This window comes from Bacillus haikouensis (genome assembly GCF_013179555.1).
Classification (GTDB): Bacteria; Bacillota; Bacilli; order Bacillales; family Bacillaceae_B; genus Rossellomorea; species Rossellomorea haikouensis_A.
This window is the reverse complement of the sequence record NZ_JABMCR010000038.1, coordinates 1-22,714: the sequence shown is the minus strand read 5'-3', so window position 1 is coordinate 22,714 and position 22,714 is coordinate 1. Positions and strand designations below refer to the sequence as shown.

Genomic DNA, 22,714 nt, shown 5'->3' with positions numbered 1-22,714 from the left:
CTGCGATGTCGACTTTCCCTGACTTCAGCATTCCTGCGTATTGAGCCGGATTTCCCGTTACGTGCTTCATCGTTCCGCCGATGCGTGATGATTCGATGCCGTGCTCCTGCAGGAAGGTCTCTACTTGCACGTCATGCGTACATCCGACAGCCGGGGTGATGAATGACTTGCCTGCAAAATCTTCCACGGATTTCACCCCGCTTTGTTCACTTGCCAGGACAACTGTACCGCCAGTGGAACCGCCGGCGACGATTTTCACATCTGCCCCAGTCATGTAGTTGTTCATGGCAGGTCCCGGTCCGACTAGGCCGGCATCAATGTCACCTGTTTTCAGGGCGGTCATGAAAGAGGAACCGTCCGGGAATGTTTTGTATTCAATTTTCGTGCCGTCTCCAAGCTGTTCCTCATAGTAGCCTTTTTCTTTTGCCACCATCGCCGGGACGTGATTAATATTCGGAAAATAGCCGATGACGATTTTGTCTTTGCTGGAAGAGTAACCGGACGTGCTGTCACTTGTTCCGCAACCGGCTAAAATACCAGTGAACAGGAAGAAAATCGCTGTGAATAGAAATATTTTTTTCATTATTAAGCCTCCTAATGGGTTTGTGAGGGTATTCTGGATCTGAATCATCTATTTTCGTTACGATAACATGTAACGTTTGTTTTTTATTATCAAAAGCAAAAAATTCAACCGAGATGACGGGGGCTCTACTACTGCTTAAGACTCCAGCCCCCAACGCTTAATCACCGACTTCTCAATACGCTGGAAAATCAACTGATCCACGATCGCACCAACGACGCCGATGATGATCATGACCGCAATCACGAGGCTCATATCACCAAAGTCGGAAGCGTAGCGGAGCGTGTAGCCGAGCCCAGGTCCGGTGCTCAACAGCTCACCGGCCATCAGGGCTCTCCATGCAAATGCCCATGCGAGGCGCGAGCCTGTTACAACATAAGGGATGGATGCAGGGAAGATGACTCTGATAAACAGGTCCAATCCTTTCGATCCCATTGTCTGGGCTGCTTTTACAAACAGAGGGGATACGTTCTTGATCCCCATCCGGATATTCAGCGCCATGACGAATGTACCGCCGAGGATGACGACGAAGATGACGGCTTTTTCATTCAAACCGAACCACATGATTGCGAGCGGCAGCCATACGATACTGGGCACACTCTGCAAGGCCAGTAAAATCGATCCGAGCGTGTCGTCAGCCGTTTTAGATTTTGCCAGGAGGACACCGATGCTCGTTCCGATTAAGAGAGAGATGGCTAAGCCGATCAGCAGCCGTTTGAAGCTTGCGGCTAAATCGATGATGAGGGTCTGGTCGGATATGCCGGCAATCAGCGACTGGAAAACGGAAGTGGGAGAAGGAAGCACGACTTCTGTCCATAGACCGAAACGGGACCCCGCTTCCCAGAAACCAATGATGAGTGCAAAGAATAGAATTCGTTTAAGAGCTGTGTTCATAGGCCAGTTCCTCACTTATGACTTTGTCGATTTCTTTCTTTAAGTAACTCATGATGTGCTCCTCGATCTTCACCATTTCTTCCTTATGGGCTTCACGGGGACGGGGTATCTCCACCTTGATATCAGCAAGTATCGTACCGGGACGTGTGCCCATTACGATGATCCGGTCTGATAGTTTAATGGATTCCGAGATGCTGTGCGTTACAAAAAGGACCGTCTTCTTCGTTTCCATCCAGATCGTTTCAAGCTGTCCGTGCAGGCGGGAGCGGGTTTGTTCATCTAGTGCCCCGAACGGTTCATCCATCAAGAGGACTCCCGGGTCCATCGCCAGTGCCCGCGCGATCGCGACCCGCTGCTGCATGCCCCCGGAAAGCTCATGTGGATAAAGATCCTGATAGTTTCCCAGCTGGACCATATGCAGATACTTTGCAGCCTGCTGTCTAGCATCGCTTTTCGACATTTCTTTTTTCAAAGGAAACGTCACATTATCCCGCACATTGAGCCAGGGAAAAAGAGCGGCCTGCTGAAAGACCATGCCCCTGTCTTTCCCGGGCTTCTTAATCGGATTTCCCGCGACTGTGATCCCGCCGCTGGTTGCTTTCGTCAGCCCTGCAACAATCGAAAGAAGTGTAGACTTCCCGCAGCCTGACGGGCCAAGGATCGAAACGAACTCTCCTTTATCGATCTCAAGATTGATGTCCTTCAACACATCGACAGGCTTTCCGGCTTTGTCTTCATATTGCTTATTAAGATGTTCGATTTGAATGAACAAATAATCACCTTTTCTTATAAATCATATTGTTTTAATCGGAATTTAATGAATTTAATTATAGTGTATTAGTAGGGATTGTCAAGGTTGCCTGGGAATTTAATTTATGGAAGAGAAACTAAGGTTGAGGGGAATTATAGAAGTTAAGGATTATTTTAAACTGAAGGTCAACAAACCAGGTGCCTATTGCGGACGAATTTACATAATAAAAAAGCCTCCCGATAAAATCTATCGGGAAGCTTCTCTTAAAGGCTCTGAAGTAATTAGATCGTCCGGCATTCCGTTTTCTCCAATAAAAGGTATGCTCTCAATATCTAGCTTCTGGAATTCAGCATATGCTCCCCCATCTGCTTCAAATGAGTGTGAAACGATCATGCCTTTGACCCTTCCTCCACCGGTAATCCTGATTGTTGCGGAAGGGGCATAAAGGAGGGAAGAATAAGTTCGGGCTCCTCCAGAAATGGTTACATCATCGCCGCCGGTGAAAATATGGCCCTGGAATCCACCGCCGCCGGTGATTTCAATATCAGCGGTTTCTGCATATAATGACCCGAAAATCATTTGGCTCCCGCTTAATTTCATTTTTTTCGATTGTTTTGATTCCTTTAAATAAACAGAAAGCAGCTCAATTTTCCCTTTGTTGTTGATCGTGCTTCCGGAGCCCATGGTCAGTTCATCTTTTACATACAACGTCAAATTCCCGGAACCCTTAATATTGATATGTCCATTTATTACATTTAGATGGTCAACGACGATGGCCTTGTCAGAATCTCCGACGTTTATATTTAATGTATATTTACTTCCTAATTTGATTTCGGAGAAAGAAGCCCCTGATTTTAAATCCAGCGTATAATTATCTGCCCGGTAATTGTCGATCAGAAGCTTGCCGCCTTTTACTACCTCGTGCTGATTCCACTGCTTATCAGGATAAACCGGATATTCCGGATAAACAGGAAAAGGAGGCAGTGCCAATGAAGTGAGCTTATCAAGCGGGACAGGATCTTTAATATTCATACTATGAGGTGCATCAATCGCTGAGCTTTCAGCCCCTCTAGGAACATAAATACTGCCATTTCGATGGGAAGCACCCCCATCAAAGGAAATAGTGCCGGAAGAATTCGAATTCGTCCCCATACTCCCGCTGATCGTTGCTCCTCCATTAAGAGAAATTGTCGTTTCAGTATAAACAGCCATCTCCCCCGGAAGGGAAAGACCACCTTGTGCCTGCCAATTAACATGGAATTTCTTATCAACTTTTCTCGAGTGATTACCGATCGCTCCGTTGGAAGTGATTTTATAAGTGCGGGGAATATCGTCATTGACTTTCTGAATTGTAACAACGGCTTTGGGCTGTTTTCCAAAAGCTGTTTCAAAAGAATCAATTGTGACGGGTTGATTCAGGAATTCATGCTCAAGCTTAGAAAAGAATTCGGATTGATTTTCTGTGTTTTCATAGTACTGTTTCGTTTTATCTTCCAATGTTTTCATTTGGGCAGTCACACCTGCTTCTGCTATATAGTAAGATGACTGATGTGAGCGTTCCGCTGAGTTTTGTTTTGCATGGTTGACTGTGATGGAGAGCAGGCCAAGGCCGAGAACGGATAGAACGATCAATACCAACAGCACAGTCACCAGTGTCATCCCTCGCTCATTGTTCCAATAACCTTGCTTCATGCATAATTACTCCCTTATATAAAGATTCGTGGAAAGTGATGCGACTTTATCAAATTGATTCGGTACGCTTTTCATGGAAACCACGATTTTATTCCCGGATTGTTCCACTGTGAACTCAGCAATTCCCTCTTCCAACGCCTTGCCGTTTTCGTAAAGCACCGTTCCTTGTAAAGTAAATAATTCATCCTCGGTCTGAATGGTATTGTTCAATACCGTAATCGTTTGAGGGGGGGATGAACGGATTTCCCTGGTGATGACATTCATTGCATAGCGGACATTGGCTTCATGCTGGACCTGCTTGGACTGGCTGGTGAACTGCTTCTGTCCAAAAAAATGGGCATTGCTGACAAGCAGCAGCACCATGCATACGAGCGAAAGTGCTGCCAATAATTCAACCAGCGTTATGCCCTTTTGATTACTAAAAAAAGATCTCATGTCCTTACTCCCATCTGTAGATCGTTTCCATTTGGGCCTCTAACTTTTTCTTTGAATCATCGCTGTACACTTTTACAAGGACATTGGAAAGGTCATGATCTGGTTCCTCTACTAATAGTTCAATATAACTTCCTTCTTTATATTGGACGTAGCGGTACCACTTATCTTCTTTGCCCAGGAAGGTCATATCATCAACATGTTTGACAGCCTCGATGAAAGGATAAGACGTGGTCAGATGATACACATTTTCCATTGTGGACTGGGCTATATACGTAGCGTCCAGCATGTCGGTGGATAGCTTCGTTGAACGCATGGACTGAGTGAACATCGGTATGAACGTCATAATAATTAACGTTAAAATCGTAATGGAGGCAATGATTTCAATTAATGTGATGCCCCGTTCGGAACAAATCCTTTTCAACCTCGTTCTCATGCAGTAGCCCGTCCTTTTTTAAAATTACTAGATTTATCCGTTTTTTGTTACTACTATAGTACCATATTACCCCGTTGTATTGGACTCCTGATAGTTTTATATATTCAAAGTTTTTTACGTTACGGTCTTAATAGAAGGCAGATTCTACTATGAAAGTAAACGCATTCAAAAAAATAATTCGTATCCGTTTTTTTCATACTGAAATGGGTAACTTTATATATATAGACAATATATACTATTTCTAACTCAGGAGGGGAATCATGATCAGTCAAACGCGAGACATAGTTCAAAAATCATTGGATGCCTTATTGGAAGACGAGAATTTTCTTCCGGAATTGATGGGTGATGCGAGGGAACAGGCATTTACTTCTCTTACAGCTATCCTGTCAACACCGAACCACGTACATAAATCGTACTTGAGGGTGCCGCTCGAAAATGGGCGGGTCGACCGGATCCCCGCGTTCCGTGTGCAGCATAATAATGCGCTAGGTCCGTATAAAGGCGGGATCCGGTTTCATGAAATGGTGAATGAGGATGAAGTAGTCAATCTGGCTTCACTGATGACCTTGAAAAATGCCCTGCATGACGTCCCATTCGGAGGCGGCAAGGGCGGAATCATCATCAATCCGCGTGAATACAGCGACAAAGAACTCAATGTGATTGCGAAGAAATATGTTCAGTATTTCAGTGATGTGCTCGGTCCCGATAAGGATATCCCTGCACCTGATATGGGTTCCGGGGAGCGGGAGATGGACTGGATGATGGCCGAGTATAAGAGCATACATCCCGGCAATCCGTACAGGGGCAGCTTTACTGGAAAAAGCGTAATCAACGGAGGTTCCCTGGGCCGCCGTGAAGCAACCGGTAAAGGCGTATATTTCACCTTCCGTTATATGATTCATGACTTTATCAAAAATCAAAAAAACCTGATGACAAAAACGGATAATATTTTTGCCGAAACAGCCCTGAAATATGAAAACAAGCCATTGACCATCTCCGTCCAAGGTTTTGGGAATGTCGGATCTGTCGCTGCTCTTGAAGCGTATCAATCCACCCATCTTCAAAATAAAGTGGTGGCGGTGAGCGACCGGAATGTGACGCTGTACAATGAAGACGGACTGGACATTCCTGCACTGGTCGAATTCACAATGAGGAATAAAGGGGACCTCCCGACAACAGATGAACAGTTGAAAGATATTGATGTAAAAGCAGAGATATCAGACAGGGAGGATGTCTTGTACCTTGACGTGGATGTCCTGATATTGGCGGCATTGGAGGATCAAATCCATAATGACAACATGGATAAGATAAAAGCGGGAATCATTGTCGAAGGAGCGAATGCCCCCGTCACAACGGAAGCCGACGAATTCCTGAGTAAAAAAGGAGTCATCATCGTTCCGGATATCCTTGCCAATGCCGGCGGGGTCATCGTCTCCTACTTCGAATGGCTCCAGGGACGCGAAACCCAATTCTACTCAGAAGACGAGGTATTCAGACTTCTCTTCGAAAAAATGCAGGCAACCCTGGATACGGTCCTCCCGCAATTCTTCGGGGACCCGTTCCCTCTGCGCCAGAATTGCTATATCCATTCAGTGATCAAGTTGTCCACTCTGTTATACAGACAAGGAAAACTTTACTAAAATAACGAGTTGAGGGACGGGGCTTAGTGAGTTAAAGCCCCGTCCCTGCTCCTTATGTTTATATGAATTTCATCCGGGTAAAAGATTTGTAGAAAGTTATTAATAACTTTGAAAGGAGAAATTTCAGTATGGCAGAACGACATGCGAAGAAGCTTCCCTACAAAGGGATTAATACGGAGAAGAACAATGGATTGACGGATACGCAGGAGGTGCTTTGGGCGAAAGAATTTAAGCGGGCGACCAAGGCCGGGTATCCGGATGAAGTAAAAAACGAACACGAATAATGGAAAAGATTGATGAGGGACCTCTGTGAACCGTATTTGTTTACGGTTTGCAGAGGTTTTTGTTTTGTTTGATTTTTTGTTTGAGCGGGATTTGTGTGTACGTTAGGTGGTGCCTGGATTAGTACCCCCGTTTTGAGCCAGGTTCCATTGATCAAGGCGGTTCGGGTGCCGGGCACGGGACGCCGGAATTGTGCCAGGCACAGAAGACCGATATTGTGCCAGGCACAGAACCCTGATATTGTGCCAGGCATAAAATCCTGTTATTGTACCAGGCACAGAACCCCGGCATTGTACCAGGTACAAAACCCCGATATTGTACCAGGCACCACACCACCCCCAGCCCACCACCCCAAAAAAACTCCCAAACCAAACCTTTTCCATCCAATGGTATCCTTTTCCTCCCCCAATCCCTATATAAAAGGTGAAGGGAGGTGAGGCAAAATGGCAACGGCGGATTTGAAAGCAACAAAGCTGAGATTTGCGTTTAACGACGGGATGGATGAGAAAGGCAATCCGAAGTATAAGTACAAATCATACAGCTACATCAAGGGTTCGGCTACACCGGATGAAATGAACAGCGCGGCCCAGTCACTTGCAGGTCTTTCTGAGAAGAACCTGTTCAATGTGGAAAAGATCCAGAACTTTGATATTAACGCTTAATGATCGTTGAAAATTGATGGAAAGGAGGAATGTTAAAAATGGCAAAAGTACTTGAACTTCAATTTAGAACGGCTGCAGGGAAGCCGACGAAAATCAGCCTCAATGACCCGGCGGATCCGATCGATACCATCCAGGTGAAAGCGGCTATGGATAATCTGATTGCAACAGGTGTATTCGGCAGCTCAAGCGGCGCACTGGTTAGCATTGAAGGAGCCCGTGTAGTTGAACGAAATGTAACGGATTATGAAGTTTTATAATAGATGAGGTAAGCCCATTTCGGAGATTCGAGATGGGCTTTTCAATGTAATACAAGCTTTTGCTTAAACTGATTATTCCCCGATGCAGTAAGGTATTTATTTCTTAATCAAACGTTTGTTTAAACCCGCCAGCCCGTTATTTCAAAAGGTTTCCAGCTCTTAAACAAACATTTGTTTAACTTTTTAAACGTGCATTGAACCTCTTCAAAAAAAATTTTCCCGTTCCCAAAACAAAGAAACCGCTTACATATAATTCCGCCAAAATCTCTTATTGACTTACTGAATCAAACCATATAACATCACCTATAAGATAAAAAGTTCGAAAATTAAATACTTTCAATTATCAAGAGTGACCGAGGGATCAGGCCCTGTGACGTCCGGCAACCTCCAATATGGAACGGTGCCAATTCCTGCAGAATGGAATTCATTCTGAGAGATAAGTCGATGATAGATAAGCGATGCTTCTTTCAGTAATTGAAAGGAGCATTTTTTATTTCAACGAAGTACGGCAGCATGATGAAATAGGCATTAGTAGAAACAAAAGGGGTGGTCAATGTGATTGAAATCAAAAATCTTGTAAAAGAATACAAGACAAAAAAGCAGACGGTGCTCGGTGTGGATAACGTTTCCGTTACCATACAAAAAGGGGAAGTCTTCGGCATCGTCGGTTACAGCGGTGCAGGGAAAAGCTCGCTCATCCGCTGTCTGAACCTGCTGGAGAAGCCGACATCCGGTGAAATCATTATCGACGGCCAGGATTTGACGAAGTTATCATCCAGGGCTCTACGCCTTGCACGCCAGAAGATCAGCATGATTTTTCAACATTTCCACCTCATCAAAGCAAAGACGGTGTATGAGAATCTTGCATTTGCTTTAAAGGCTGCCAAGGTTCCAAAGGCGAAAATCGAGCCGAGGGTGAACGAACTTTTAGATATGGTCGGGTTAAGCGATAAAGCCGAGGCTTATCCGGCACAACTGAGCGGCGGGCAAAAGCAGCGCGTCGGAATTGCACGGGCGCTTGCGAACAACCCATCCGTGCTGTTGTGCGATGAAGCAACTTCCGCACTGGACCCGAGTACGACGAAATCCATCCTTAAACTATTAAAAGATATCAATAAACAGCTTGGATTGACCATCGTCCTCATCACGCACGAAATGGAAGTGGTGAAGGAAATCTGCGACAGGATGGCTGTCATGCAGGACGGCAGAATCGTTGAAGAAGGAGCGGTATACGACCTCTTTGCCAATCCGGTACAGCCGCTGACAAAGCAGTTCATCGAAAACATCCTGCAGTTTGAATTGCCTCCGCACTTATTGAACAGCCGGACCGGGAAATTGATCAAGATTCAGTTCAAAGGCTCGATCGCTGAAGAAAGTGTGGTATCCGAGGTATTCCAGAAATACAAGGTTCGCGGCAATATCCTGCATGGGAAAATTGAATACATCCAGGAAACTCCGCTTGGGATTTTCATCATGGAGCTGATTGGCGAAGAAGCTGAAATACAGGCGGCAATCCGTTACATAACCGCCAAAACACAAAGCCTGGAGGTGCTCGACCGTGCTGCCTGATTCATTGATTGCGATTTTACCAGAGTTGAATAAAGCCTTTCTTGAAACCGTCTATATGGTCGGCATTTCATTGGCCATCGCGATACTGCTCGGGCTGCCGCTCGGTGTGCTGCTTTTTGTGACGGACAAGGGATTGTTTTTACAAAATGGATTCGTTAAAAAGATCGTGGGCTTTTTGGTGAACATGGTCCGTTCGGTTCCGTTCATCATTTTACTGGTTGCATTGCTGCCGTTGACGAAACTATTGACGGGCACGACGATCGGACCGACAGCCGCATCCGTTTCACTGTCCGTAGCGGGGATTCCGTTTTTTGCGAGGATGGTAGAGACGGCACTGCGTGAAATTGATAAAGGTGTCATTGAAGCATCGGTGTCTGTGGGGGCAAGTCCATGGATGATTATCAAAGATGTCCTGCTTCCTGAGGCGAAGCCGGCTGTCATCCAGGCCATCACGATTACAACGATCAGCCTTGTCGCCTATTCTGCCATGGCTGGAATCGTTGGAGGAGGCGGAGTCGGCGACCTCGCCATCCGTTTCGGCTACTACCGCTACGATAATACGGTGATGATCACCACGGTCGTCGTGTTAATCTGTCTGGTGCAGCTTATCCAGTACACAGGTGATATTTTCGCAAGATTAGTAGATAAAAGATAATCAATTTAGGGGGAAGATTTCATGAAGAAGTGGATTTTACTTTTAGCAGCAGCATTAACCGTAAGCTTGCTCGCAGCCTGTGGAGGCGAAGAGGCAAGCTCCGGGGAAAAGAAAGAAATCACGATCGGGGCTACATCCGGTCCTTACAGTGATATGGTTACAAAAGCCATCAAACCGGGGCTCGAAGAAAAAGGTTACACGGTAGAAGTAAAGGAGTTCAGTGATTACATCCAGCCGAACAATGCATTGGCCCAGGGCGATCTCGATGCGAACCTGTTCCAGCATAAAATCTACATGGAAACATTCGCAGAACAGCACGGCATGGAGCTTTCCGAAGTCATCGTCGTCCCAACAGCACCTATGGGGATCTACTCGAACAAATTCGATTCTTTGGATACCATCAAAGAAGGCAGTGCCATCGCCATCCCGAACGACCCGACAAACGCAGCACGTGCGTTCCAAATCTTAGAGGATGCCGAGCTGATCACGTTGAAAGAGGGGACCGATCCTCTGACGGTTTCTGAAAAGGACATCGATCAAAATGTGAAGAACCTTCAATTCAAGCCAATCGAAGCCGCACAGCTTCCAAGAGCGGTCGAAAGTGTCGACTTATCAGCCGTACCGGGCAACTACGCACTTGCGGCAAAAATGGACTTACTGGATGCTTTGCAGCTTGAGAACATGCCAGATCAATACCGCAACCGCGTCGTCATGAACACGAAAGACATCGATTCACAGCTGGCGAAAGACATCAAGGCAGTGGTGGAGGCGGATGAATTTGAAAAGGTGATCGATGAAGAATTCAAAGGCTTTGGGAAGCCGGAGTGGATGGAATAGAATATATAAGCATACTACCTTAGTGAGGGACGGGCATTGAAATTGCCTGTCCTTCTTTTTTATTTGATAAGAAATGATACATTTATCCTCGAGAATGGTGCCTGTTTCAGGCATATTCCCTTTCGACGTTTCACTCCGCCCGCTGAAGCCTGACTTCACTGGTCTGCCCTCCAATGCTCGTCGGGGTGGTGCAAGGTGTATACGATTTTATTTAAAAAATATTCAAACAATTATGAAAAAGTTATTGATTTTTTAATAATTACATAATACAATTGAAAAAAATTAAAAAAGAGGGTGACTAAATTGAAAATAATTCAACATGATAGTCAAGGATTGGATGATTTGGATAAACAACTGTTAAAGTATCTTCAGAAAGATGGCAGGCTCTCCTATACAGAACTGGCAGAAATATTGAACACCACGGTCGGCACTGTCCGGAATCGCGTTCAACGTTTAATGGATCAGGATAAACTGAAAATTGTCGGGGTCGTGAATCCATTTTTGACAGGAATGCCTTCAGTTGCCATGTTTGGGATGAAAGTGACGATGAGTAAATTGACTCAAGTGATTAATCAGCTTGTTGAAATACCGGAAGTCCGATTTGTGGCAGCTTCAACCGGCCGTTATGATTTATTCGTAGAAGTAATTACGACAACCAATACGGATTTATATCGAATCATTAAAGAAGAATTCAGTAAAATAGATGGGATTGAATCAACGGAATCTTCCATGTTTTTAGAAATCCATAAACAATCGTATGACTGGGGTGTTGGAACAGAATAATTTTTTTATATCAAGTATTCTGAATAGTCATTATTATCAAAAAGAGGAGGGTTTTTATGAAAAGGGTCATGTTTATTGTCTTTATTCTTTCTTTCTTTCTTTACTTCCCTGCTTCAGCATCTGCAGCCGGCTCTACGATGCTAAAAGAGGCAGACATATCTGTTGAATCGAGTATTGATTCCCAATATAAACTTGAGGAAAAAGTAACCCTTACCCATATTGAAGAAAGTGAGGATGGAATGATTACCCACACGTTCTCACATCTAAAGAACAGCGAGATTCGTGATTTGGAGGTGACAACTGATGGACAAGCTCTTCAGCATGAATGGGAAAAAGGGAAGACACTTCATAAGCTTCATGTTCAGGTACCGGAAGAAGCTGCTGGAGAATTTACTTATACATTAAGTTACGAGCTGAATTTGGAGGAAGATTCTTTTGCAACTTCGCTCTTTGTCCCGATGTATCCGGCGGGAGGGACAAACAATGTAGTTCATATAAAATTTAGTGCCCCTGAGGGAGAGGTTATTCATAAGAATTCCTTCCCGGTTCTGACAAAGGAGACTGGGAATGAAGTGGAAACCGGGATGATGAATATCCCTTCTCATGTGAAATACGTGTACGGTGAGACTGCTGATCCATTTAATGTATTCAACTTGATTTCATGGGGAGTGGTGGCTGTTCTTATTGCGATCATCGTTTTATGGTTCAGAGCGGAACTGAATAAGAAGAAGGAGGCTTCTGTCTAATGGGGATGCCATTCTGGGGACTTGTCATTTATGCTGTTGTGTTCATTTCAGGGTACTTTATCTGGGCATTGAAGATGAATTCTAAAGAGGAAGAATGAGAGGGGGATATGAATGTTTGAAATAAGTCCGGTTTTTTATTACGTCATTATTGGATACTTCGTTTTTGTTTTGGGGATTGGAATGTGGGCTGGGAGAGGCAATAAAACAAGTGAAGATCATCTGGTAGCCGGTCGTTCCATAGGTGCAGTGATCGGTGGAGCGGCTCTTGCAGCCACTCAAATGAGCGCAGGTACCTTTGTTGGGACAATGGGGGTCCATTATCTGACGGGGGCAAGCTATATTTGGTTCTGGCCGGGGTTATGGCTTGGGTGGCTTGTTTCGGCAATCTGGGTTGCTCCGAAATTCCAGAAGTTCAACGGTGTAACCGTTCCGGATTACGTGGAAAAACGTTATAACACAAAGGTTGGGAAAGTAATCGCAGCAATCCTGATTATCGTTGCTTATACCGTGTACCTGATCGGCCAGTATGTTGCCGGCGGAATCGTGATGCAGACGATCTTTGGCATTCCCATGGTGTGGGGGGCATTCATCACGATTGCCATCACGATGGTGTACACAATGAAAGGCGGCATGAAGGCTACGGCATATAGTGATTTCGTACAGGCACTGATCATGGCCGGATGTTTCTTCGCTGCTATTCCGCTTTTATTCAATCAGGCCGGAGGTTATGAGTTCGTGGGAAGCTTTCTTACAGAACTTGACCCTGCGATAACAGGCTGGCATTTCGGCTTTAAGGATCTTCTTGGTTTCGGACTTGCCTTTGGATTTGCAATGGCGATCTCACCTTATGAACTGGCAAGAATGTATACGTTGAAAAGTCAAAAAACAGTACGGCTGGCAATCGGATTCTCATTTATTTTTCAAGTGATTGTGGGAATCTCTGTGTGCTTGGGCGGAATGGCCATGCGCTCTTTGTACCCAATGCTGAATACAGGTGACAGTGCATCTTCCATCATGGCGATCAATGTACTTCCTCCATTGGTCGGGGCCCTGCTCATGGTGGCGATATTAGCTTCAATCATGAGTACGGTTTCCGGGGTTATGCTCGTTTCGGCTTCAGGGATTTCACATGATATCTACGGGGTTCTTAAACCTCATGCAACGGATAAGGAGAAGATGAGGCTGAACCGTATCGCCGTAGTCGTCTTGTCGTTGGTCCCGTTGATCTTTGCCATCAAACCTTTCGACATGGTCCAATTCATTGTCATGGTACAGGCATCCCTGGTGGCAAGCTTCTTCTTTGCTCTTGTCATCTTCGGCTTAAACTGGAAGGGAGCGACAAAAGCAGGTGCCCTTTCTTCCATGATCGGGGGGGTATTGACCGTACTTCTATGGTTCCTTCTGGATAAGCCGTTCGGACTGAATGAAGTCATACCGGGTGTATTGGTATCCGCACTCCTGCTGATTATAGTGAGCAAGGTTACCAAGCCGGTTCCGAAGGAGAGCCTGGAGCCATTTTTTGAAAAATAATAAATATAGAAGGTGTCAATCATGGATTGGCACCTCTTCTTATAATCGATGAGGTGAGAGAATGAGAGAATGTTCATTTACCAATAAAGCAGTATTGATAACAGGAAGCGGTGCGGGTATCGGGAAAGGAATCGCTAAAAAGTTTGTACAAGAAGGGGCAGACGTTTTCTTGGTGGATATCAATGAAGAAAAGCTGGCTGAAACCAAGGAAGAATTGAAATCCATAACTGGGCCTAATCAGAAAATCATCATTTTTTCAGGGAATCTATGCAGTTCTTCTTTTAGAAAGGAAGCAGTGGAGCAGGCAATTGGGTCTCTCGGTAAAATTGATGTCCTGATTAACTCTGCAGGCATCTACCCTTCTAAACCGGCATTGGACATTACAGAGAAAGATTGGGACTCGGTGCTGGATTTGAATATGAAGGCTGTGTTCTTTTTAAATCAAGCGGTTGCTCAGACGATGATTGAGAAGAAAATACATGGAAGTTTAATCAATATCACGTCGACGGCAAGTGAGGTGGCAAGGCCGGGGGTCGTCCATTACTGCTCTTCGAAAGCCGGAGTGAAGATGATGACCCAAGTGCTTGCTTTGGAGCTCGCTCCCTACAATATCAGAGTCAATGCCGTAGGACCTGGCCTAGTGGAGACAGAAACGTTAATGAATACATTGACGACGGACGAAGCGGTCAAAGAGCATGATGAAAAATTATCTTATAGTCCATTGCAGAGAGCGGCGGATGTGGAAGAAATCGCAGATGGGGTTTTATATTTTGCAGGCTCAAAAGCTTCCTATGTAACCGGGCAGACATTATTGATCGACGGGGGCTATTCTGCAGGCAGGATCTTTAAGAGTCTTAAATAATAGGAGGTTTTTTGTTTGGTAGATGTAGTTGGTTTTATAAATGATAAAAAGGAAGAAATGGTCCAGTTATTAAAAGAAATTGTAGAAAGGGAATCGCCTTCCACAAATAAAGAGCTTACCGATTTGCTTGGAAGCTGGCTGGCTGAGCAATTTTCCCGCCTGACAAAAGGCGAGGTAACAAAGATTGAAAACGATCAATATGGTCATCACTATCGAGCAGAGTGGGGGGAAGGGAAAGAGAAGCTCCTGTTACTTGCCCATTTCGATACCGTTTGGCCGGAAGGTACTCTTGATTCGAAACCTTTCAGGATTGAAGATGGGAAAGCGTACGGGCCCGGGGTCTTTGACATGAAGGGCGGAATTGTCCAGGGATTGTATGCCTTGCACGCACTTGAAGAACTGGGGAAAAAGTTAAATAAGAAGATCGTGTTCTTGTTTACTAGTGATGAAGAAATCGGCAGCCCGACATCTCAGGAACTTATTGAAAAAGAAGCGGCGGGAAGTGATAGAGTGTTCGTACTTGAACCCGCAATGGGAGTGGAAGGAGCCATCAAAACCTCACGAAAGGGAGTGGGCATCTTTCAGTTGCAGGTGGAGGGAAAACCCGCTCATTCAGGGATCGACCCGGAAAAAGGCGTCAGCGCAATCGGGGAATTGGCCCATCAAATCAATTACTTGCATGGACTGACTGATTTGTCGCTCGGTACAACAGTAAACGTAGGAACCATACATGGAGGTACGACTTCAAACGTCATCGCTGCGCATGCAGAAGCAGAAATCGATTTGCGTGTGAAGGCACAGAGTGAGTTTGACCGGGTGATCCCGCTCATTCAGAACTTGGATCCCATTAATGACCAAACAAGCGTAGAGGTTACCGGCGGGATCAACCGCCCGCCGCTAGAAAGGACAGAAGATGTTCAGTCCATGTATTCTGCAGCCCGGAGCCTTGCATCGGAATATTTGAACATTGAACTTCCTGAAAAAGAAACAGGAGGGGGAAGCGACGGGAACTTCGCTGCACAATTGGCGCCGACACTTGATGGATTAGGGGCTGTCGGAGACGGAGCCCATGCGAATCATGAGCATCTGATTGTGAAAGAGATGCCGGTTCGCAGCGCCCTGCTTGCCTTGTTGTTGATGCATTACGGAGAGGAAAAAGGAGGTTATGAGGATGAATGATACAAAGTCAAAGGAAAGGCTGCTCGAACAGGTCAGCCGGGAAACATTAATGGAGTTCACTGAAAACATTGCATCTGAAGTGCGTCTATCCGGTTCAGAAGAAGAATGGAGGGCATTTCTTTACGCCAAAGAGAAGCTTGATGAGTTTGGTCTGAAAACCAATCTGTATAAAAAGAAGGCATTTATCAGCCTGCCTCTGTCAGCAGAATTGAATGTTTCGGGAATAAGCTACCTGGCTATCACCCATTCCATGGCCCCTTCGACACCGGAAGATGGAGTGGGGGGAGAGCTTATCTATATCGGGGAGGGATCGGATAAGGATTATTCCAGTCATGACGTGCGCGGGAAAATCGTCCTTGTAGATGGGCTGGCAATTCCCGGTGCAGTAAAGCAAGCCGGGGACCATGGTGTATGTGGAATTGTCTTTATCAATGCGGACTATACGCATGAGATGATCGTGTCGACGGTTTGGGGAAATCCCACCCCTGAAAAAAAAGATCAGTACCCTCGTATCCCGGTCGTATCGGTCAACTATTCTGACGGTTTGAAAATAAAGCAGCAGCTGAGTGTCAACTCTGATGTGCCTGTATGGTTTAAAACAAAAGTAGATACAGGCTGGAGGGAAATCCCTACCCTTGAAGCGGTAAAGGAAGGGGATACCGAAGAATTCGTGCTGTTCAGCGGCCATATCGATTCCTGGCATCTTGGCGCGATGGATAACGGAACAGCCAATGCAACAATGCTGGAGGTTGCGAGAATAATGTCATCCGAGAGGCTGAGCCGGACGTTGAAAGTGGTATTCTGGTCCGGTCATTCCCATGGGCGATACGCAGGTTCCGCCCTATACTGCGACGAACATTGGGAAGAGCTGTATGATTCGTGTGTTCTTCACGTAAATATCGATTCCGTGGGCGGGAAAGGTTCTGTCGTGCTATCGGAAGGGAATGGTATGGCAGAAACGAAAGAATTGGCACGTGAAGTCATCAAAGAACAAACTGGCGAGATATATGAAGGTTCCCGGTTCGGAAGGGCAGGAGACCAGTCATTCTGGGGTCCTGGCGTGCCTTCACTCCTGATGGGTCTATCCGAGCAGACCCCTGCAGACACACCCGCTTCTGCCGCATTCTCCCGATTGTTCGGAGGAGGCAAAGGTGGAGGCTTTGGCTGGTGGTGGCACACAATAGAGGATACATTGGATAAAATTGATCCCGAATTGCTAGAAAGAGATTGCAGGATCTATTTATCGATTGTCCATCTGGTCTGTACAAGGAAGCTTCTTCCGTTGGATCAGCGGAAAGCAGTTGAAGAAATACTTGGGCATTTACGGAACTATCAAGTGGAGGCACCTCAATTTAGCGGTCTGGCTCAAGCGATTCAAAAGGCTGCCAGTTTAAAAGAATGGGTGGATAAGATTTATGAAGAAATCGATACATCTGAACAGACGCTGAATACGAAGAAAATCGCTGAAATAAACAAGTGGCTCCATTCTCTTTCCAAAGGATTAGTGCGATTAAATTATGTCGGGAAGGATGAATTTGATCATGATCCGGCTGCCGCGCAAGTATCCATCCCGCTTCTTGCTGATATATGGAAGTTGAAAGAAGTTTTCGCTGATCCGGAAGAGACTTATCTATATGAAACTAGTATTGTACGGAATTTGAACAAAGTGAATCATATCTTGAAGTTATTGGTAAATAAGACAAAATCCATTCAAGTATAAAGGAATCCAGAATGAAGGAGATACAGCGTATGAAAACAACAATCGTCGGTGCTGGTGCCATCGGTGGAGTCATCGGAGCTTTTTTAGCAAAAGCAGGGTATGAAGTAGAGTTCGTCGATGTAAATGAAGAACATGTAAAAGCGATGAAGGAAAGCGGTCTGACCATCAGGGAAAAGGATTCAACATTCACCGTCCCTGTCCAGGCCTACACGGTGAAGGAGCTGGCAGAAAAAGGAGAGGCGCTTGAAGAAGTATTTTTATGTGTGAAAGCACTGCACACCAGCGAAGCGGTACGGGACATTAAAGATTTATTGACCGAACAATCCTATATCGTCTCATTTCAAAACGGATTATGTGAATATGAAATAGCAGAAGAGATTGGATTGGATCGCACGGTCGGCTGTTTCATCAACCTCTTTGCTGACTACCAGGAACCTGGCTTGATAGAATATGGAGGAGTCGGAAGCCTCTATATCGGAGAAGTGGAGGGCGGTATATCTTCAAGGGTCGAACGCATCGTGAACAAATTATCCGTATGGGGAGAAGCGAAAGCGACCGAAAATATACTAGGTTATTTATGGGGGAAGCTTTCATACGGAGCAGTACTGACCGCTACTGCAACGACAAATGAAACAATCGCAGATATTCTGGATGATCCCGGTTATTTTGACTTAATCGTGAACACAGCGAATGAAGTCCTCCAGGTGGCTGTAAAAAAAGGAATCGTTCCAGAAGGATTTGATGATTGGGAGCCGCGAGTCATCTTATCAAAAGAACCTGATCAAATCAGGAAGCAGCTCAGTATATTGACTGAGAGACTTCGGAACTACACCAAAACACGTACCGGTATCTGGAGGGATCTTGCCGTAAGAAAAAGAAAAACCGAAGTTCCCGAGCAGCTGAATCCGGTCATCCTTGAAGGAGAAAAATCAGGATTCGAGATGCCCATCACCACAAAAATCGTCACAATGATACAAGAGATCGAACAAGGAACACGCCAAATGCAAACAGAAAACCTCGATGAGCTGAAAGTTGCTTTCATACACTGATATATATATGAGACTTGGACAAAAGAGTTTTAGTCTAAGTAAAACCCGATCTTACATGAATTCCAGGATTCAAGTAAGGTCGGTTTTTTATTAATTTGTTCAAATGTCCATTGGGTTCTGATTACCTTCTTTGACTTTATAGATTCATTACATGATGAATGTAAACTCCTCACTATACGAAAGCTACAACTAGGTCTAATTTCACTTTTATTGTTACATTTGTAAGTCGAAAGTTCTGATTTTGTAAAATAATTGAAAATATCTTAAAATTCGACGAAAAGATGCTATATTTAAAAGGAAGCTTAGCCAAAATTCTACATACTAAGCGGTTAATGGAAATGACTAATGGAGGTGTTTTCATAGGATAAAGTAAATATCCGCTATATCCTTTTTGGGGAAAAAGGATTGGTTTCGCGGTGTGAAGTGACATCTTATGTAAGCGTTTGCATTTTTGGTTTGGATCAAATTTACTGTTTAACAAAGAAAGAGGAGGAACCAATTTGAAAATCATGAAAAAGCAGTTGTTCATTTTGACAACGATTTTCGCCTTGCTTGCCGGGTACATCCTGCCTGTCGGCTCGATTGCATCTGCAAATGATACCTTAACGGTTCAGGAAGCGATTGAGAATAATGAAGGAACCGGAACAGTGAGCGGTTATATTGTGGGTCATACAAAAGCGACCGACAGTTATAATTTTGAAGCGCCTTTTGGCAATGACTATAACTTGGCCATTGCTGACAGCGTGGATGAAACGGATCCGGCTAACATACTGCCGGTACAGATTCCGAGTGTTTTCCGCCCGGCATTTGGTCTCCAGACAAATCCTGATATCATTGGTAAAAAAGTAACGATTACCGGAGACTTAACGGCATATTTTACTGTACCTGGTTTGAAAAATGCAACAGCCATGACGTTCGAAGGCGAGGAGCCTGAGGAACCGACGCCGTATGAAGGCATCGAAGGTTTGAGCATCCATGACATCCAGGGCGATAGTCATACATCCCCTTATGCTTCTGAAAAAGTAAAAGAAGTGGAAGGGATCGTTACACACGTAGAGGATGCAAGCAACTTCTACATGCAGGACCCTAATCCGGATGAGAACCCGGAAACTTCTGAGGCATTGCTTGTGTACAAACCTTCTCACGGTGTACAGGCAGGTGATCATGTAAAGGTCGATGGTCAGGTCAAGGAATGGGTGCTTGATGGTTACGACGAGAAATTACAGACAGACCTGGCGATGACTGAACTCAATGCCCAATACGGTAATGTCATTGTTGATTCAAGCGGCAACGACCTTCCTGAAGCTCTTGTCATCGGGGAAGATGTAACACCTCCAACCGAAGTAATCGATAACGACCAATTGAGTGATTTCGATCCTGAACAGGACGCAATCGATTTTTACGAAAGCCTGGAAGGCATGCGCGTAGCACTTGAGAATCCTGTCATCACAGGACCTCAAAAATACGGTGAGCTTCCGGTCATCACAGAGAAAGTCGAAGGAAAAGCTTATACAAAAGAAGGCGCTCCATTGTTGACTAAAGAAAATCAAAACCCTGAAAGAATGTTCCTGTTGCTGGATAACCGTGATTATGTTGCGAAAACGGGTGACCAATTTAACGGGACAGTAAATGGTGTGGTCAGCTACGGCTACAGTAACTTTAAGATTCTGGTGAACGAAGCCGAACTTCCGGAACTGAACGAACGCGAATTCACATCTGAAGTGACAACCATTGAGAAAGATGATGAAGAACTGACAGTTGCTGCTTACAACATTGAAAACTTCGCAGCCGCTGACACGGAAAAGCGTGACAAACTTGCAAAATCAATGGTGGAAAACCTGAATTCTCCTGATATCATCGGGCTTGTCGAAGTGCTGGACGAAAGCGGCACGACGGACGACGGTACTGTAAAAGCTGATGCAAACTACAAAGCATTGAGCGATGCCGTTGAAAGCTTTGGAGGCCCAACCTATGCGTGGACGGAAATTGCACCACAGGATAAACAGGATGGCGGTGTACCGGGCGGGAATATTCGTGTCGGCTACCTTTACAATCCTGAACGGGTAACGCTTGCAGAAGCTCAAAAAGGTGATGCAACGACTGCAGTTGCATATGAAGATGGTTCTTTAACGGTTAACCCGGGAAGAATCGATCCTGCGAATCCGGCTTTCGATGACAGCCGCAAGCCGCTTGCAGCTGAATTCGACTTTAACGGAGAAGAAGTGATTGTGATCAACAACCACTTCAATTCAAAAGGGGGAGACGAGCCGTTATTCGGTAAGAATCAGCCTCCTGTACTGGGTAGCGAGGCGCAGCGCATGGAAATCGCTCAAATCGTAAACTCGTTTGTGTCTGACATTCATGAAAAGAAAGAAGATGCGAATGTCGTCGTGATGGGGGATCTGAATGACTTTGAATTCTCCGCTCCATTACAGACTCTTAAAGGGGATGTTTTAACAAACCTTGTTGAAACACTTCCTGAAAATGAACGATACACGTACAACTATCAAGGAAACGCACAAGTCCTGGATCATATGCTCGTATCGAATCAACTGGCTGCAAGCGCAGAATTCGATATCGTCAATTTCAACTCTCCTTATATGGAAGAGCATGGCCGCGCAAGTGATCATGATGCTTTAGTGGCTCAGCTTGATTTTGCGGAAGAAGCAGCGGAAGATTTCAACCTGTCCATCATGCACACGAACGATTCACATGCACATGTTGAAGGGTACCCTCGTTTATTCACTGCGGTTAACGAGATTCGTGCCGATAAAGAGAATTCCCTTCTATTAGATGCAGGTGACGTATTCTCTGGTACGCTTTACTTCCGTCAATATGAAGGATTAGCGGATCTGTGGTTCATGAACGAGCTTGGTTTCGATGCGATGACATTGGGGAACCATGAGTTCGATAAAGATTCAGGGACCCTGGCTGATTTTATCAAAGAAATGAACTTCCCGATGGTATCCTCCAACGTAACTGTTACGGGTGATGCTGACCTCGAACCATTGGTAAAGGACGAAATTGGAAAGCCTGGTGAAGGCGGGAACATCTATCCTGCGATAATAAAGGAAGTGGACGGTGAAAAAGTCGGGATCTTCGGTCTGACGACACCGGACACAGCATTCATCTCCAATCCTGGAGAAAATGTAGTATTTGAAGATGCAGTGGAAAGTTCAGCTGCTACCATCAACATGCTTAAAGAAGAAGGCGTAAATAAAATCATCGCACTTTCTCACTTAGGCTATTCGAATGATCTGGAGCTTGCTGAAGCAGTAGACGGGCTGGACGTCATCGTTGGCGGTCACTCTCATACGGTGCTTGAAGAGCCGGTCGTAATTGACAAAGAAGAGCCGACACTGATCGTACAGGCCGGTGAATACTTGAACCTCCTTGGATTATTGGATGTGACGTTCAACCCTGAAGGTGTCGTCACAAGCCATACAGGCGAAGTGCTTCCTTTGGAGAATTACGAGGAAAATCCTGAAGCGCTTGCGAAAGTACAAGAGTTTAAAGCACCGCTTGATGAACTCAAAAGCGAAGTAGTAGGGTCAACGGATGTAGCTCTAAACGGGGAGCGTAATGATGTCCGCAGACAAGAAACAAACTTAGGAAATCTCATCACGGATGGGATGGTTGCCAAGGCGAACGAGTCTGTAGAAACGTACATCGGACTTCAAAATGGCGGAGGAATCCGTGCATCGATCGACGCTGGCGAAATCACCCTTGGTGAAGTGTTGACTACAATGCCATTTGGCAATCAGCTTGTCACTCTTGATTTGACAGGACAAGAAATCCTAGATGCACTTGAACACAGTGTTTCCCGAGTGGAAGGCGAAGATGCTCCGGGAGAGTTCCTGCAAGTATCCGGCATTCACTTTAAATACGATGTGAACAAACCAGTCGGTGAAAGAGTATGGTCTGTTGAAGTGAATACAGCAGACGGGTTCCAGGAAATTGATCCGGAGCAGACATACCGTGTAGCTACCAATGCATTCACTGCAGACGGCGGAGACGGATATGATATGTTCAAACAGGCTAAAGATGAAGGCCGTCAAACCGACTTGTTCCTGGTAGACTTCGAAGTGTTCACGGATTATCTTGATAACAACAGTCCTGTCTCGCCAGAAGTGGAAGATAGAATTGTCCAGGAAGTGG

21 protein-coding genes and 1 riboswitch are annotated in these 22,714 nt (G+C 45.3%); of the genes, 15 read left to right on the top strand and 6 right to left on the bottom strand.

From position 1 onward, the window contains the following. From HP456_RS05865 to HP456_RS05840, 6 genes are all read right to left on the bottom strand, one after another. The coding region (locus tag HP456_RS05865) for an ABC transporter substrate-binding protein (RefSeq protein ID WP_172249077.1) at positions 1-583 on the bottom strand (583 nt) is incomplete at its 3' end. Between the two features lie 135 nt (positions 584-718). Beyond that, positions 719-1,474 (bottom strand): ABC transporter permease, encoded by a 756-nt coding sequence (locus tag HP456_RS05860; protein WP_172249076.1) that lies wholly within the window; start codon positions 1,472-1,474, stop codon positions 719-721. After that, positions 1,458-2,246, bottom strand: coding sequence for an ABC transporter ATP-binding protein (locus tag HP456_RS05855; RefSeq protein WP_172249075.1), 789 nt, complete (start codon positions 2,244-2,246; stop codon positions 1,458-1,460). The genes HP456_RS05860 and HP456_RS05855 overlap by 17 nt, the downstream gene beginning before the upstream one ends. A 225-nt stretch (positions 2,247-2,471) precedes the next feature. Beyond that, the gene (locus HP456_RS05850; protein ID WP_172249074.1) at positions 2,472-3,917 is read right to left on the bottom strand and encodes a DUF7305 domain-containing protein; all 1,446 of its coding nucleotides are present in this window, start codon (positions 3,915-3,917) and stop codon (positions 2,472-2,474) included. A gap of 6 nt (positions 3,918-3,923) precedes the next feature. Further along, positions 3,924-4,352 carry a PilW family protein gene (locus HP456_RS05845; protein WP_172249073.1) on the bottom strand — a complete coding sequence of 143 codons (429 nt, stop codon included), beginning with the start codon at positions 4,350-4,352 and terminating at the stop codon, positions 3,924-3,926. A gap of 4 nt (positions 4,353-4,356) precedes the next feature. Beyond that, positions 4,357-4,785, bottom strand: a complete 429-nt coding sequence (locus tag HP456_RS05840) for a type IV pilus modification PilV family protein (RefSeq protein ID WP_172249072.1) — start codon at positions 4,783-4,785, stop codon at positions 4,357-4,359. 260 nt (positions 4,786-5,045) lie between these two features. On the opposite strand from HP456_RS05840, the gene HP456_RS05835 reads away from it, so the two are divergent. From HP456_RS05835 to HP456_RS05765, 15 genes are all read left to right on the top strand, one after another. Beyond that, the gene (locus HP456_RS05835; protein WP_172249071.1) at positions 5,046-6,425 is read left to right on the top strand and encodes a Glu/Leu/Phe/Val family dehydrogenase; all 1,380 of its coding nucleotides are present in this window, start codon (positions 5,046-5,048) and stop codon (positions 6,423-6,425) included. 128 nt (positions 6,426-6,553) lie between these two features. Next, entirely contained in the window at positions 6,554-6,709 is a 156-nt protein-coding gene (locus HP456_RS05830) for a YfhE family protein (RefSeq protein ID WP_172249070.1), read from the top strand. A gap of 441 nt (positions 6,710-7,150) precedes the next feature. Beyond that, positions 7,151-7,369 carry a DUF1659 domain-containing protein gene (locus HP456_RS05825; protein ID WP_172249069.1) on the top strand — a complete coding sequence of 73 codons (219 nt, stop codon included), beginning with the start codon at positions 7,151-7,153 and terminating at the stop codon, positions 7,367-7,369. Between the two features lie 38 nt (positions 7,370-7,407). Beyond that, positions 7,408-7,626: a DUF2922 domain-containing protein gene (locus HP456_RS05820; protein WP_172249068.1), complete on the top strand. Its 219-nt coding sequence runs from the start codon at positions 7,408-7,410 to the stop codon at positions 7,624-7,626. A 337-nt stretch (positions 7,627-7,963) separates the two neighbouring features. Further along, positions 7,964-8,069, top strand: a riboswitch (SAM riboswitch). Between the two features lie 112 nt (positions 8,070-8,181). After that, positions 8,182-9,195 carry a methionine ABC transporter ATP-binding protein gene (locus HP456_RS05815; RefSeq protein WP_172249067.1) on the top strand — a complete coding sequence of 338 codons (1,014 nt, stop codon included), beginning with the start codon at positions 8,182-8,184 and terminating at the stop codon, positions 9,193-9,195. Beyond that, on the top strand, positions 9,185-9,850 hold the full coding sequence (locus HP456_RS05810; RefSeq protein ID WP_172249066.1) for a methionine ABC transporter permease: 666 nt from the start codon (positions 9,185-9,187) through the stop codon (positions 9,848-9,850). The genes HP456_RS05815 and HP456_RS05810 overlap by 11 nt, the downstream gene beginning before the upstream one ends. A gap of 21 nt (positions 9,851-9,871) precedes the next feature. After that, positions 9,872-10,687: a MetQ/NlpA family ABC transporter substrate-binding protein gene (locus HP456_RS05805; protein WP_172249065.1), complete on the top strand. Its 816-nt coding sequence runs from the start codon at positions 9,872-9,874 to the stop codon at positions 10,685-10,687. Positions 10,688-10,990: 303 nt separating this feature from the next. Beyond that, complete coding sequence (locus HP456_RS05800) at positions 10,991-11,470, top strand: Lrp/AsnC family transcriptional regulator (protein WP_172249064.1); 480 nt, start codon at positions 10,991-10,993, stop codon at positions 11,468-11,470. 56 nt (positions 11,471-11,526) lie between these two features. Then, the gene (locus HP456_RS05795) at positions 11,527-12,216 is read left to right on the top strand and encodes a hypothetical protein (protein WP_172249063.1); all 690 of its coding nucleotides are present in this window, start codon (positions 11,527-11,529) and stop codon (positions 12,214-12,216) included. Between the two features lie 111 nt (positions 12,217-12,327). Next, entirely contained in the window at positions 12,328-13,746 is a 1,419-nt protein-coding gene (locus HP456_RS05790) for a sodium:solute symporter family protein (protein WP_172249062.1), read from the top strand. Positions 13,747-13,807: 61 nt separating this feature from the next. After that, positions 13,808-14,608 carry an SDR family NAD(P)-dependent oxidoreductase gene (locus tag HP456_RS05785; RefSeq protein WP_172249061.1) on the top strand — a complete coding sequence of 267 codons (801 nt, stop codon included), beginning with the start codon at positions 13,808-13,810 and terminating at the stop codon, positions 14,606-14,608. Between the two features lie 15 nt (positions 14,609-14,623). Further along, entirely contained in the window at positions 14,624-15,787 is a 1,164-nt protein-coding gene (locus tag HP456_RS05780) for a M20 family metallopeptidase (protein WP_246288783.1), read from the top strand. Then, the gene (locus tag HP456_RS05775) at positions 15,780-17,507 is read left to right on the top strand and encodes a M28 family peptidase (RefSeq protein ID WP_246288779.1); all 1,728 of its coding nucleotides are present in this window, start codon (positions 15,780-15,782) and stop codon (positions 17,505-17,507) included. The genes HP456_RS05780 and HP456_RS05775 overlap by 8 nt, the downstream gene beginning before the upstream one ends. 29 nt (positions 17,508-17,536) lie before the next feature. Continuing rightward, the gene (locus HP456_RS05770; protein WP_172249059.1) at positions 17,537-18,556 is read left to right on the top strand and encodes a ketopantoate reductase family protein; all 1,020 of its coding nucleotides are present in this window, start codon (positions 17,537-17,539) and stop codon (positions 18,554-18,556) included. A gap of 509 nt (positions 18,557-19,065) precedes the next feature. Continuing rightward, on the top strand, positions 19,066-22,714 hold a 3,649-nt coding region (locus HP456_RS05765), incomplete at its 3' end, for a 5'-nucleotidase C-terminal domain-containing protein (RefSeq protein ID WP_172249078.1).

Bases quoted from the DNA above. Each gene is read 5' to 3' on its own strand.
- HP456_RS05795 (WP_172249063.1), top strand. From the start codon at position 11,527: ATGAAAAGGGTCATGTTTATTGTCTTTATTCTTTCTTTCTTTCTTTAC.
- HP456_RS05850 (WP_172249074.1), bottom strand. From the start codon at position 3,917: ATGAAGCAAGGTTATTGGAACAATGAGCGAGGGATGACACTGGTGACT.
- HP456_RS05825 (WP_172249069.1), top strand. From the start codon at position 7,151: ATGGCAACGGCGGATTTGAAAGCAACAAAGCTGAGATTTGCGTTTAAC.
- HP456_RS05840 (WP_172249072.1), bottom strand. From the start codon at position 4,785: ATGAGAACGAGGTTGAAAAGGATTTGTTCCGAACGGGGCATCACATTA.
- HP456_RS05820 (WP_172249068.1), top strand. From the start codon at position 7,408: ATGGCAAAAGTACTTGAACTTCAATTTAGAACGGCTGCAGGGAAGCCG.
- HP456_RS05845 (WP_172249073.1), bottom strand. From the start codon at position 4,352: ATGAGATCTTTTTTTAGTAATCAAAAGGGCATAACGCTGGTTGAATTA.
- HP456_RS05790 (WP_172249062.1), top strand. From the start codon at position 12,328: ATGTTTGAAATAAGTCCGGTTTTTTATTACGTCATTATTGGATACTTC.
- HP456_RS05805 (WP_172249065.1), top strand. From the start codon at position 9,872: ATGAAGAAGTGGATTTTACTTTTAGCAGCAGCATTAACCGTAAGCTTG.
- HP456_RS05835 (WP_172249071.1), top strand. From the start codon at position 5,046: ATGATCAGTCAAACGCGAGACATAGTTCAAAAATCATTGGATGCCTTA.
- HP456_RS05860 (WP_172249076.1), bottom strand. From the start codon at position 1,474: ATGAACACAGCTCTTAAACGAATTCTATTCTTTGCACTCATCATTGGT.
- HP456_RS05770 (WP_172249059.1), top strand. From the start codon at position 17,537: ATGAAAACAACAATCGTCGGTGCTGGTGCCATCGGTGGAGTCATCGGA.
- HP456_RS05830 (WP_172249070.1), top strand. From the start codon at position 6,554: ATGGCAGAACGACATGCGAAGAAGCTTCCCTACAAAGGGATTAATACG.
- HP456_RS05775 (WP_246288779.1), top strand. From the start codon at position 15,780: ATGAATGATACAAAGTCAAAGGAAAGGCTGCTCGAACAGGTCAGCCGG.
- HP456_RS05785 (WP_172249061.1), top strand. From the start codon at position 13,808: ATGAGAGAATGTTCATTTACCAATAAAGCAGTATTGATAACAGGAAGC.